The 12,980-nt window shown below is 59.3% G+C and carries 11 protein-coding genes; 8 read left to right on the top strand and 3 right to left on the bottom strand.

Features of this window, described 5'->3' with window-relative positions; genetic code table 11:
- Nucleotide 1: 1 nt before the first annotated feature.
- Nucleotides 2-703, bottom strand: a complete 702-nt coding sequence (locus tag A5774_RS04150; protein WP_064833506.1) for an IclR family transcriptional regulator — start codon at nucleotides 701-703, stop codon at nucleotides 2-4.
- Nucleotides 704-753: 50 nt separating this feature from the next.
- On the opposite strand from A5774_RS04150, the gene leuC reads away from it, so the two are divergent.
- Together leuC and leuD are read left to right on the top strand one after the other, a co-directional pair.
- A complete protein-coding gene (gene leuC, locus A5774_RS04145) occupies nucleotides 754-2,166 on the top strand; it encodes a 3-isopropylmalate dehydratase large subunit (protein ID WP_021352332.1) in 1,413 nt (470 codons plus the stop codon).
- Nucleotides 2,167-2,197: 31 nt separating this feature from the next.
- Nucleotides 2,198-2,788, top strand: coding sequence for a 3-isopropylmalate dehydratase small subunit (leuD, locus tag A5774_RS04140; RefSeq protein WP_021352331.1), 591 nt, complete (start codon nucleotides 2,198-2,200; stop codon nucleotides 2,786-2,788).
- Here leuD and A5774_RS04135 read toward each other — a convergent pair.
- Nucleotides 2,785-3,780: a bifunctional NUDIX hydrolase/histidine phosphatase family protein gene (locus A5774_RS04135; RefSeq protein ID WP_064833593.1), complete on the bottom strand. Its 996-nt coding sequence runs from the start codon at nucleotides 3,778-3,780 to the stop codon at nucleotides 2,785-2,787. The genes leuD and A5774_RS04135 overlap by 4 nt on opposite strands.
- Nucleotides 3,781-3,870: 90 nt before the next feature.
- Between A5774_RS04135 and A5774_RS04130 the strand changes: the two genes are divergently transcribed.
- Entirely contained in the window at nucleotides 3,871-4,863 is a 993-nt protein-coding gene (locus A5774_RS04130; RefSeq protein ID WP_064833504.1) for an NAD(P)H-dependent glycerol-3-phosphate dehydrogenase, read from the top strand.
- Between the two features lie 48 nt (nucleotides 4,864-4,911).
- The gene (locus A5774_RS04125) at nucleotides 4,912-5,973 is read left to right on the top strand and encodes a D-alanine--D-alanine ligase family protein (RefSeq protein WP_064833591.1); all 1,062 of its coding nucleotides are present in this window, start codon (nucleotides 4,912-4,914) and stop codon (nucleotides 5,971-5,973) included.
- Nucleotides 5,974-6,024: 51 nt separating this feature from the next.
- Here the strand turns inward: A5774_RS04125 and A5774_RS04120 are convergent, their stop codons facing one another.
- Nucleotides 6,025-7,191 carry a DUF3515 domain-containing protein gene (locus tag A5774_RS04120; protein WP_156519539.1) on the bottom strand — a complete coding sequence of 389 codons (1,167 nt, stop codon included), beginning with the start codon at nucleotides 7,189-7,191 and terminating at the stop codon, nucleotides 6,025-6,027.
- 41 nt (nucleotides 7,192-7,232) lie between these two features.
- On the opposite strand from A5774_RS04120, the gene A5774_RS04115 reads away from it, so the two are divergent.
- The 4 genes from A5774_RS04115 to A5774_RS04100 are packed head-to-tail and all read left to right on the top strand — an operon-like array spanning nucleotide 7,233 to nucleotide 12,969.
- Entirely contained in the window at nucleotides 7,233-8,255 is a 1,023-nt protein-coding gene (locus tag A5774_RS04115) for a thiamine-phosphate kinase (protein ID WP_064833501.1), read from the top strand.
- Entirely contained in the window at nucleotides 8,252-8,980 is a 729-nt protein-coding gene (locus A5774_RS04110) for a uracil-DNA glycosylase (RefSeq protein WP_231892338.1), read from the top strand. Before A5774_RS04115 ends, A5774_RS04110 begins: the two co-directional genes overlap by 4 nt.
- A 19-nt stretch (nucleotides 8,981-8,999) precedes the next feature.
- Complete coding sequence (locus A5774_RS04105; RefSeq protein WP_064833498.1) at nucleotides 9,000-10,727, top strand: DAK2 domain-containing protein; 1,728 nt, start codon at nucleotides 9,000-9,002, stop codon at nucleotides 10,725-10,727.
- 1 nt (nucleotide 10,728) lies between these two features.
- Nucleotides 10,729-12,969, top strand: coding sequence for an ATP-dependent DNA helicase RecG (locus tag A5774_RS04100; protein ID WP_082936093.1), 2,241 nt, complete (start codon nucleotides 10,729-10,731; stop codon nucleotides 12,967-12,969).
- Nucleotides 12,970-12,980 lie beyond the last annotated feature (11 nt).

The raw sequence follows: 12,980 nt of genomic DNA, 5'->3' as shown, positions 1-12,980 counted from the left end.
TCTATAATTGTGCGCTGAGTTCCCGTGCGGTTTGTTGGATAATGCCTGCGTAGCACTCGCTAGGGCTGGGGTACATGCGTTCGATTGGGCCGGAGATGGACAGTACTGCGACCACAGTATTGGCGGCATCATGCACTGGTGCGGAGATGCTGGCTAGGCCTGGTTCGCGTTCACCGATGGATTCTGACCAGCCACGTTCGACGGCATCGGTGACGTCGGCAAGTGTGTAGGAAGCGGTGTGTAGGATCCGATCGCGTTCGACAGTGTCGGTGATGGCGGCAAGCAGGACCCGGGCGGCTGAACCTGAATTCAAAGTCAGTGTCGAACCTACCGGCACCACGTTATGCAGGCCAGAAGCTGGTTCGCAGGCTGCGATGCAGATGCGTTCGTCGCCGCGGCGCTGGTAGAGCTGCACGGATTCGCCGGTTGATTCCATCAGTTTTTCCATAAATGGGGTAGCTGTGGCCACCAGTTTGTCCTGAGAGCCGGGAAGTTCTGGGCCCGCACCCCAGCGTCCGTCGGCCCGTCGTGCCAAAATCCGGTGCATCTCCAATGCGCTGGCCAGACGGTGTGCGGTGGCGCGGGGGATGCCGGTGTCTGTGCACAGTTCGGAGAGGTTCATGGGGGTTGTCGCGGTGGCTTTCATAATCGCAATCGCGCGATCGAGCACCTTGATTCCCGAGATTTCACTATACCGTCCCATACCGTGATACTATCTTCCTAACATGTGGGAGAACAAGTGAGGTGGAAACCATGACAGAAAAACTCACTCTGGCTGAAAAAGTATGGCGCGATCACGTTGTTGTTCAAGGAGAAGGCGGCAAACCAGACCTGATCTATATCGACTTCCAGCTGCTACACGAGGTTACTAGCCCGCAGGCCTTTGACGGACTGCGGATGAATGGCCGAACCATGCGGCACCCGGAGCTGCATTTGGCTACGGAGGATCATAACGTCCCGACCGAAGGCATTACTAAAGGTAACCTGCTGGAGATTAAAGAGGAAACCTCCCGCACGCAGGTGGGCACGCTGCGCAAAAACTGTGAGGAATTCGGTATCCGTCTGCATTCCATGGGGGATAAGCAGCAGGGCATTGTCCATACTGTCGGTCCGCAGCTCGGGATCACGCAGCCAGGAATGACTATCGTCTGTGGTGATTCGCACACTTCTACCCACGGGGCATTCGGTTCGATTGCGATGGGTATTGGTACCTCTGAGGTAGAGCATGTCATGGCCACGCAGACTTTATCGCTGAAGCCTTTCAAAACCATGGCCATTGAGGTCAGCGGCGAACTGCAGCCAGACGTAACGGCTAAGGACCTAATCCTGGCGATCATTGCGAAGATCGGCACCGGCGGCGGGCAAGGCCACATCATTGAATATCGCGGCGAGGCTATCGAGAAGCTTTCGATGGAAGCGCGCATGACCATCTGCAATATGTCTATCGAAGCCGGTGCGCGTGCAGGCATGGTCGCGCCGGATGAAAAGACCTTTGACTACGTGCGTGGGCGCGAATTCGCCCCAGAAAACTTCGACGAAGCTGTCGCATATTGGAAGACCTTGCCGACGGATGAGGGTGCTGAGTTCGACACTGTTGTGGAGATCGACGGCTCTGCGCTGCGCCCATTTGTCACCTGGGGAACCAATCCTGGTCAAGGCTTGCCACTAGACGCGGTGGTGCCGAACCCGGAAGACTGCACCGACGACAGCGACCGCGCTGCTACAGAAAAAGCCCTGGCCTACATGGACCTGCAACCAGGTACCCCACTGCGTGATATCAAGATCGACACCGTTTTCTTGGGCTCCTGCACCAACGCGCGCATCGAAGATCTCCGTGCTGCCGCCGAGGTTGTCCGCGGACACAAGTTGGCCGCGGACACCCGCATGATGGTGGTGCCGTCCTCGGCGTGGGTCAAGCAGCAAGCCGAAGAAGAAGGTTTGGACAAAATCTTTATCGACTTTGGTGCGGAATGGCGCACTGCTGGCTGTTCGATGTGCCTGGGCATGAACCCAGATCAACTGCGCCCAGGCGAGCGTTCGGCGTCGACGTCAAACCGCAACTTCGAAGGTCGTCAAGGCCCCGGCGGACGCACCCACTTGGTCTCGCCAGCCGTAGCCGCTGCTACTGCGATCAAAGGCACCCTGGCCAGCCCGGCGGATCTGTAAAAGCTAGCTAGGACAAAGAGGAGCACAACCCATGGAAAAGTTCACCACACACACCGGCGTTGGTGTGCCACTGCCGTATTCCAACGTTGATACCGATCAGATCATTCCTGCGGTCTACCTCAAGCGCGTCTCACGCACGGGGTTTGAGGACGGTCTGTTTGCCAACTGGCGTAAAAACGATGACTTCGTGCTCAACCGCGAAGAGTTCCGTAATGGATCCGTGCTGTTCGTCGGCCCGGATTTCGGCACCGGTTCCTCCCGTGAACACGCAGTCTGGGCGCTGGGTGATTACGGTTTCCGTGCGGTGTTTTCGCCCCGGTTCGCCGATATTTTCCGCGGTAACGCCGGTAAGGCCGGCCTGTTGGCGGGCATTATGGAACAGTCCGATATCGAGCTGATCTGGAAGCAGCTGGAAGCAGAACCAGGCACTGAGGCGACGGTCGACTTGGAATCGCGTTCCGTGAAGGTCGGCGGGAATGTCTACCCATTTGAAATCGACGATTACACGGCCTGGCGCCTGCGTGAAGGCTTGGATGATATCGGGTTGACATTAAAAAATGACGACGCGATTAGTGATTTCGAATCGCGCCGTCCAAGCTTCAAGCCACAGGTTCGTAGCTAGCGTACTGGCAGTGGCGAGGCCAGATAGTCGGCACCGACGAGCTTGCCTTCGCGCAGCGCGAGCACCCAGGTGCCGGCTTTTTTAAATTCCCGCGGTTCGATGTCAAAGTCGGCTTCAGCCGCTAAAGTCTCGATGATCTCCGGCATCATCCCGCCTTGTGAGACGATGACCGGAACCCCACCGCCGGTAGCAATTTCTCGGAATCGCGCGGTGGCCGCTGGGAGATCATCCAATCCGGCATCCCCCACAATCTGTTCAGTGGTCACTGGCAGGCTTAGTGCGTCGGACAATGGGGCAATGGTGGATTGGCAGCGCGCAGGTTCTGCGGAATACAGTGCGGTCGGCTTGTACGCACTCAGCATGGGCACCAGAAATTCTGCTTGCCGACGCCCTTTTTTATGCAGCGGGCGCAAGTTGTCGTCACCGCTCCAGGTTTTGCGGTCATGTGCTTTGGCGTGGCGCACATACAGTACGCGCGTGTCGACGGCGTCGTCATGCCGGATGGCTGCTTGTTCCAAGACCCGCCGGTCGGTGTCGTAGGTGAGTTTCTCGTGTGCCTCGTTTACGCTGAGCCAGCGCAGTTTGTTGACTTCCTCATTTTTCTGGAATTTTCCGCCGGTGATATTCGCGTTCCAGTAAAAAACCACCTTGGTGCGTCCTTGCACGGGGTAGTTGACCGATCCCAGTAGTGAGCCGAGCTGGACTTGATAACCGGTTTCCTCGGCGATTTCGCGCACGCAGCAGCCGGCCAGTGATTCGCCAGGGTCAACCTTGCCTTTGGCCAGTGACCAATCGTCGTATCGCGGGCGGTGAATCACCGCGACCTCTGCAGTACCGTTGTCACCGCGGCGCCACAGCACGGCACCAGCTGCCAGCGTTGGTTTACGATATTCGGCACCTGGATTTTTCCCGATTTGGTGATAACGGGCGGAGAGGTTAAATCCGCTTTGGTTATCTTTATCGGCTTCGCTCATCTGGGATTTTTTCACCATGCTGTCTATTTTCCCCAAAACCACCGCATTTTGCATAACCAGCGTGCGCCCAAACGGTAGGCTGGTGGGGATGTATTTCAAGGAGGCGCAATGAGGGTCGCGGTCATGGGAGCTGGTTCGTGGGGTACCACGCTGGCAAAAGTTTTCGCCGATGCCGGAAACCACGTCTGCTTGTGGGCGCGGCGGCAAGAACTCGCGGAAACCATCAGCAACACCAGGGAAAACCCGGATTATTTGCCTGGCATTACGCTTCCCGACGCCCTGGAAATCACCACTGATATCGCGGCCGCATTGGGCGGTGCGGAAATCGTGGTGTGTGGCGTGCCTTCGCAAACTCTCCGCGATAATGTCAGCGCCTGGGCGCCGCTGATTCCCAACGATGCCACGGTACTGTCGATTTCGAAGGGCATTGAGCGCGGCACGTTGAAGCGCATGACGGAAGTCATCGTGGAAGCCGGCATTGAAGAAGACCGCGTCGCTGTTCTATCGGGGCCCAACCTGGCACGCGAGGTTGCTTTGGAACAGCCCGCGGCTACCGTGATCGCGTGCGTGGATGAAAATCGCGCGAAGCTGGTGCAGGCCGCGGTGGCGAATCACTATATCCGCCCGTATACCAATACCGACGTCATCGGCTGTGAGCTCGGTGGGGCCTGTAAAAACGTTATCGCTCTGGCTTGTGGCATGGCCACCGGGTTGAGTCTGGGGGAAAATACCCAAGCCACGCTGATCACCCGCGGCCTGGCGGAGATCACTCGTTTGGGTAACGCCCTGGGCGCCGACGAGCGCACCTTCGCGGGCCTGGCCGGTTTGGGGGATCTGGTGGCTACGTGTAACTCGGAGCTGTCTCGCAACCGCACTTTTGGCAAGCGTTTAGGCTTGGGAGATAGCTTGGCGCAAGCGAAAGCCGCAACGAAAGGCCAGGTAGCGGAAGGCGTGATCTCGTCGAATTCGATCTTTCAGCTTGCCCAGGACCATAACGTCGATATGCCGCTGACCCAGGCGGTGTATTCCGTGTGCCATGAAGATCTCGCGGTGGCCGACATGATGGTTTCACTGATGGGACGGTCGAAGAAGTCCGAGTAGCCCGGATAAGCCGCAGAAACGCTACTGGCCGGTGGTAGCATGACGCGCATGACAAACAAGACGCGCGTGGCAGTATTTTATGGTGGCCGGAGCACCGAGCATTCGGTTTCTTGCGTATCCGCTTCGGCGGTCATGGCTCACTTGGACCGGGACCATTATGAGGTCATTCCTGTCGGCATCACTAAAGACGGTGTGTTCACGGTAGGCGAGCAGGGCTTAAAAATTGTCGATGGCCAGTTGCCGGAAGTTACGCTGCGCGACGAGCTTGCATTATCGCTGAACCCGCAGCGTCGGGTGCTGCACAATCTCACCACCGGTAAAGTTCACGCAGAGTTCGATGTGGTTTTTCCTGTCCTACATGGCCCGTTCGGCGAGGACGGCACCATCCAGGGCATGCTGGAATTAGCCGATATTCCGTACGTGGGCACCGGTGTGTTGTCTTCGGCAGCGAGCATGGACAAGGAGTACACGAAAAAGCTGCTGGTTGCCGAGCAGCTGCCGGTCACCCCCGAGGCAGTTGTCGGGGCAGGCGAGGAGCTTGCCGACGACGACAAGCAGCGCTTGGGACTGCCGGTGTTTGTGAAACCGGCCCGCGGTGGCTCCTCGATTGGGGTTTCCAAGGTCACTGATTGGAAAGATTTCCCGGCGGCTCTGGATGCCGCGCGCGATGCGGATGTGGCGGGCAAAGCGATCGTGGAAACCGAGATCGTTGGTGACGAGGTTGAGGTCGGCGTTTTGCAGTATCCGGATGGCAGCATCGTGGCTTCCGTGCCAGCGAAGCTGAACAATATTGCTGCCAGCGAAGAGGGCTTTTACGGTTTTGAAACTAAGTATCTTGCCGACGTTGTCACCCCGACCATTCCGGCCCCGTATGACGATGAGGTTACCGGCCAGCTGCAGGACATGGCGCAGGCCGCATTCCGGGCACTTGATTGCCAGGGACTGGCTCGGGTGGATTTCTTCGTTACCGCATCCGGCCCGGTGATCAACGAGATCAACACCATGCCAGGTTTTACGCCGATTTCGATGTACCCGCAGGTATTCCAGGCCAGCGGTGTTGCCTACCCGGAGTTGCTGGATACCATGATCCAGACGGCGCTGGCGCGCTAGCAACCCAAACCGCGCTGGCGCGCTAGCAGCCAGCTAGGCAAGCCCGGCGCGCTAACCGGCATTGGGGGCGGCCGCAGTGTGTTGTTTCAGCAGCTCCGTGATGCGTGAGAGTGATTCTTGCGCAGCCGCCTGCGGCGTCGATACTGCTACCGCAACTTCCCGGCCCAACGGGTACCAGGTGGAGGCAGTAGTGCCGTCGGCAAGCACGGTGTCTTCAAACCACGGCACTTCGTTGATTTGTTGCAAACGCTCACCCAGGGGAACGTCGGGGGCCGCGATGCCGCAGCGCAGCACGATCGGCTCGTAGCCCGGGTGCGTCCAGGCGATGGTGTCTTTGGCGGTGTCGTCGTACAGTTCGTAGCCTTCCGCCGGGGTGAAACCATCCTGAGCGGCGCTGATCAGTGACTGGCAGGCAGCGAGGTCGTCGGAGCTGCCGGAGGCGAGTTCAGACAACGGGGCCGGGTGCGGTTGGTGCTTGCGAAGTTCTAAGGCCTCTGTGGCTCCAGTCAATTGCGCGATGGCTTTGTGGGCCTCTCGGGTGGTTGCCGCCGCGCTATCTGGCGCCGTAGCATTTCCGCCAGCGCCACCGTCTGCACCGCCGTCACCGGCAGTGCCATTACCCGCGCGGTCAACGGTGACCGCGACCGTCGGAAAGCGGTTGGTGGAATACCAGGTGGTTAGCGTTGAACCTGGGGTTTGGTCTTGTACCTCGAGCCATTCGGTTGCTGTATTACCGTCACTAGCGCTGCCGCTAGAGTTCTCACTAGAGCTAGCACCGTCGGCTTCAACCACCTGCGTGTGTGAATATTCGCTGTATTGGAACGGAGTGTCCACGCCACACCGCAGGCTTACTTGGTCGCGGTAGTTTCCGCCAGCACCAGAGCTTCCGGCGGCCCAGGCGGCCACACCGGCGGGGGTGGGCTCGGCGATTTCTGCGCGTGGGAGGTCAGCGACTTCGTCGGGAAGCGAGTCGATAAGCTGTTGGCATTCGGCAGAATCTGCGTGTTCGGCGGGCAAATCCGATAGTGTCACCGTCGGGGCACCACCGCCAATGATGCGCGCACCCGCTAGTACCACCGCGACCAGGCCTAGTGATAAGCCCAGCGAGGTGTAAATGGGGGCGCGGCCGATGCCTTCCACCGGGTCGGTAGCTGCCAGCTCGTTGTCTGGTGAAGCGCCATCTGCGCTATCTGCATTGTTGGTGGGATCTGCAGTCATAATCGAAAGTCTAACGAACAGCATCGAATGAAAGGCTATGAGTGAGCGATAAGCCGACCCAGCCAGCCCAGACAGTCCAGCCAACCCAGTCAACTCGCCGTACCCTCGGTGAAGTCAGTGAGCGCGAGGTCATCCAGGCTATTACCGATGCTGCGCCGTCAGTGATTAACGGCGACGATGCCGCGGTGCTATTTCCGGGCCAACCCAACTCGCGCACGGTAGTCGCCACCGACACCTTGGTGGAAGGTCGACATTTCCGTCTGGATTGGTCCAGCCCGGAAGAGGTAGGGCAGAAAGCCATCCTGCAAAATTTCGCCGATATTGAGGCCATGGGTGCGCGCCCGACTGCGGCGTTGTTGTCGCTGTCTGCTCCGCCGGAGACACCGCTGGAGGTCGTGCGGGGTATTGCTGCAGGCATTGGCACCCGGGCCCGCCGGTACACTGCTGAGTTGGTCGGCGGTGATGTCACAAAGTCGAACCAGCTCATTGTCACGATTACCGCTGTGGGTTCGTTGGGCGGTTCCCGTAGCCCGCTGACTTTGGACCGGGCGCGCGCCGGGCAGCAGCTGGTTGCCCATGGCCGTCTGGGGTGGTCGGCGGCTGGGCTGGCGTTGCTGGAGCGGTTTGGCCGGGCGGATATTCCCCGGGAGCTCACCTCGCTTGTTGACGCCCACTGCGCTCCGTGGCTCAGCCCCAACCGTGGGATGATCGCCCGTGCCGCAGGGGCTTCGGCGATGACGGATAACTCGGATGGGTTGCTCCGCGAACTGCAGTTGTTGTGTCAACGTTCTGGGGTAGGCATCGATCTGGACTCTGCTGCGCTTGCCCCGGATGACTTGCTCGTCCACGCTGGTCAGGTGCTAGGCATGGACCCCTGGGATTGGGTACTCGGTGGGGGAGAAGATCATACTCTGCTTGCAGCCACTGCCAAATCCGCGCCGTCGGGCTTCCGGCGCATCGGTGAGATCACCGCCGGGACGAAATCCGCGCAGCACAATGTCTGTATGGATGCCACACCAATCCAACACAGCGCAGCCAACCAAGGATGGGAGTCTTTCCAATGACCGATACTGAGCTTGCAGCTAACCACGACAGCACAGGTAACCAAGCAGGCGCCGAACTTGCCCAGAAACTCTCCGCCTGGCCCGGCCTGCTCAATCGCGTCGACAAGTCCTGGTACCCAGCACTATCCACTGTGAGCGACGAGATCATCGCGGCCATGAGCTACGCCAGCCAAGGAGACTACCTGCCAGCAGAAGACGACGTCTTCCGCGCCCTATCCCTGCCGTTGGACAAGGTCCGCGTGCTCATCGTCGGCCAAGACCCCTACCCAACACCCGGGCACGCGATGGGACTGTCGTTTTCCACCCACCCGGCAGCCACCGGAGCCCCGCCACGCTCACTGGCGAATATCTACCAAGAACTCGCCGCCGATACCGGGCATGCTGTTACCGCCGACGGCGACCTACGCCCTTGGCACGAGCAAGGCGTGCTGCTACTCAACCGGGTGCTTACTGTCGCGCCGGGTCAAGCAGGCTCACACCGCAAACAAGGCTGGGAGGCAGTGACTGGAGCCATCCTGCGCGCCCTACCGGCAGAAAACTTGGTGGCCATTCTGTGGGGCAAACAAGCTCAGGAATGCGAGAAATTCCTCGACTGCCCCGCCATTACCAGCCCACACCCGTCACCACTTTCGGCACGCCGGGGCTTTTTCGGCTCCCGCCCGTTTAGCCGCGCCAACCAGTACCTGACAGACCAGGGTTGCCAGCCAATTGATTGGCAATTATAAGATTGTAAGCTAGAACATCATGTCTTTGCGCCCAGATACTCTTGCCGACGCCACCGCACCTGCCACCCGCCTCGACGGGGCAGGTCTGCGTCGTTGGGCGCAGCGCGCAGCTACAGAGCTGCAGCGTCGGCGCAGCGAAATCAACGGGCTGAATGTGTACCCGGTACCGGATTCCGATACCGGCTCGAATATGTCGTTCACCATGGATTCGGCTCTGGCCCAAGCCGCCGAAACTCCAGATAACCACGTTGCTACTGCACTAGCCATGGGCGCTGCGCGCGGAGCACGCGGCAACTCCGGGGTGATCCTGTCGCAGGTACTACGCGGCATTGCCGATTCCTGCCCGGATAGCTGCCTGCAACCCCCACAGTTGCGCTTAGCGTTGCACAGCGCGGTGGAATTATCAGAAAAAGCCATCGCAGCGCCGGTAGAAGGCACCATCATCAGCGTGCTGCGTGCATGCGCGCATGCCACGGATCCCGCGGCAGCGACCGAAGCCGCAGAGACAGACCTACTCACCACCGCCCGCAGTGCCCTCCATGCCGGCGAACAAGCGCTCGCCGCCACTCCTTCGCAGCTGCCAGAACTCCGCGAGGCCGGCGTCGTCGATGCCGGGGGAGTAGGCCTACTAGTGCTGCTGCAAACGCTGGTCGACGAACTGGAAGGCCGCACAGAACCACACGCCAGCGCACTGGCCACCGATACTTTCGTCTCGCACGCCGACCAGAACCGCAGCCACCACCTGGAGGTGATGTTCTTTTTCACCGGCGACGTCGACCAGCTCGAAGCCGGCATCACACCACTGGGCGACAGCCTGATCATCGCCCGCGTCAACGACACCGAGGCCACCGTGCACATTCACAGTCACCGCGCCGGGGCAGTGATTGAAGAAAGCCTGGAGCATGGCCGCCCGAGCGATATTCGCCTGGAGGTGCTACCCGATGCCCAGGCCGATGCCCTGTCGGTAGCATCAGCAGATACTTTGTCGGCGACATCAGCAGGCGACGACGGCGCTCACCGAGAAGACCAAACCGGGGCCACAGGTAATGCCATCGGCAATGGCAATGGCAATGGCAATGGCAATGACAGTGACAGTGACAGTGGCACGGCTGCTCGCACTAAACCTCACGCTAAACCTCGCACTAAATCCCGCACCAAGCACCGGCAGTTAGTGGCCTTGGTGGATGATTCCAAAATCGCGGAACTATTCGCACAAGCCGGTGCGCAAGTGGCAGCGCCGCAGGAATTCGTAGAACAATACCGTGGTGTACTGGGCTCTGCTAAGGCAACTTCCACCAATACCTCGCACACGCGCGCAGCTACCGCAACCGCGCCCGCAAACCTCTCGCAATTGACCGTGCTCAGCAACGGCTACACCAACGCCCAGCAGCATCAACGCTGGCGTTCCCAGGGCGCGGAGGTCATCGAGACCGCCTCACTGTGCGCGGGCATTGCCGCGATTTCGGTGTACGACAAAACCCTGCCCCCAGCCGAAGCCACCGAAACCATGTGTGAGGCCGCTAATGCCATGCGCACAGCAATAATCGAAAACCCAACCGAGTTCGGTGATCAGCTCGGCCCCGAAGTACTACGCGTGGCATCCAACCTGGTCGGCGACGACACCGAACAAATCACCGTACTCACCCCGTTTCCGGCCGCTATTGACGCCGAGGCACTGGCCAAGCTGGGCGTAGAAGTCATCGTATTTGCAACGGAAACAGGGCCAATTGAACTAGGGGTGGAATGACGTGCTGGGCTGGCGTGATGACCGGGACCTTGCCGACGTCGTCGGCGAGAAAGAAGCCAAGGCAATTGCCAAGGCCCTGGAGGTCCGCACGTGCGGCGAGTTAATCACGTATTTCCCCCGCGCTTTCTCGCGCCGGGATGACAGCATCACGGATGAGGATCTTAATTCTGCCGATCCGATTACTTTTATCTCGACGGTGGTGAGCTGGGAGAAGATTGATACGGGTAAAAAACGCACCGAGATTACTCTTAGCAACGGTGTGACCTTGGTGTTTTTCCACCACCAGGTTTTTGGGGTGTGGAAAGGTGCGACGATCATGGTCACTGGTAAGGTGCGGGTTTTTCAGAAGCATCTGACTGTTACGCACCCGCAATGCTTGGTGTTTAGCAATTCTTCTACAGGCCCTGATGCTAAGCCGAAGAAAACTTTCAGCAGTGGGGCGATGAAAAAGCTGGAGCGCTATGAGGGGCTGACTACCTATCTTGCCGCCCAGCCTTTCATTCCGATTTACCGGCAAAAAGGTGGGCTGGAATCTGCGCGGATTTTAGGCGCGATCTATGAATCTTTGCGCACGATGCCGCTGTTGCCAGATCCTGCCAATGGCGGTATGACGCTGAATGAGGCGTTGTGGGATCTGCATTTTCCACCTTTTCTTGGCAATGGCCCGGCTGTGGAAACATTGAAAGACAAAGAAGCGCTCACCCTCGCGTTGGTGATGGCGCTGCGCCGGTTGGATGCGCAAAAAGCTAGTGCCAACCCCTTGCCGCCGGGGGACAAATACCGTCAGCTTGTCGACGGTTTGCCCTACCGGCTCACCGAAGACCAGGAATCGGCGTTATCTGAGATCAGCGGGGAAATGCAGCGTAATTTCCCGATGTCGCGCATGCTGCAGGGCGAGGTCGGCTCCGGCAAAACGGTGGTTGCTCTCGCTGCGATGTTGCAGGCGGCGGATAACGATAAGCAGGCCGCGTTGTTGGCTCCCACGGAGGTCTTGGCGACGCAGCACGCCCGCAGCATCACCGCTACTTTGCGCGCGGCCAGGGTAGAGGCAAACGTCGTGTTGCTGACTGGTTCCATGCCGGTGAAAGCCAAGCGCGAGGCGCTGCTGCAGATTGTTTCTGGCCAGGCGGATATTGTCATCGGCACGCATGCCTTGTTGGAAGACACGGTAGAGTTTTGCGAACTCAGTTTGGTTATCGTCGACGAGCAGCATCGTTTTGGTGTGGAGCAACGCGATAAGCTGCGCGCCAAGACTTCCCCGGTGGCGCACCTGTTGGTGATGACGGCAACGCCAATTCCGCGCACGATCGCGATGACGGTGTTTGGTGATCTGGCGGAATCGACGATCAAGCAGCTCCCGCGTGGGCGTCAACCGATTAGTTCTTCGGTGGTGCAGCATGAGCACCAGGGGTGGACCGATCGCATGTGGCACCGGCTGGAAGAAGAACTCGCGGCCGGGCACCAGGCGTATGTGGTCACCCCACGCATTGATGGTGCGGGTGGGGTGATTGAGCTCGCCCTGAAGCTGGGTGCGGAGATCCCGCCGGTGGCTATGCCGAATTCCGCCCCGGAGGATCTGGCAGAAGAGGACCCGTTCGCCCGTTATGGCGAGGATGAGCGCCCACTACCGCAGGATGGGTTGTTTGCTGCTTTTGAGCCGCCGAAGCGTGAGGTGCTGGATGATGTGCCCACGGAGATTACAGGCGCGCGCATTGGTGTGTTGTTCGGCCGGATGAGCGGGCCGGATAAAGAAGAGGTGATGCAGAAGTTCGCTGCTGGTGAGATCAACGTGTTGATTTCCACCACCGTCATTGAGGTGGGGGTGGATGTGCCGAATGCCACGATGATGATCGTGCGCGAATCGGAGCGCTTTGGTCTTTCGCAGTTGCACCAATTGCGTGGCCGTATTGGCCGTGGCACCCAGCCTTCGGTGTGTTTGTTCCACACCTTGGCACCGGAGGGCCACCCGGCGAATGCGCGTTTGCAGCAGGTGGCGGGTACTAACGATGGTTTTGCCGTCGCCCAGATTGATCTTGCGCACCGTAGGGAAGGCAACGTTTTGGGTACTGAACAGTCTGGTGTGCATTCGCAGTTGAAGTTGCTGGATGTGCAGAATGATTCCGCGCTGATTGAGCAAGCGAAGGTGCAAGCCGCAAGCATCATCGAACACGATGTGGCGATGGCGCGCGCGATGGTTGCAGGCATTGACGATGATGGCTATGAGTATTTAGCTAAGACCTAGCTAGGCTAGCG

The organism is Corynebacterium sp. EPI-003-04-2554_SCH2473622 (genome assembly GCF_001665955.1).
Lineage (GTDB): Bacteria > Actinomycetota > Actinomycetes > Mycobacteriales > Mycobacteriaceae > Corynebacterium > Corynebacterium pseudodiphtheriticum.
This window is presented reverse-complemented; position numbering and strand designations above follow the sequence as displayed.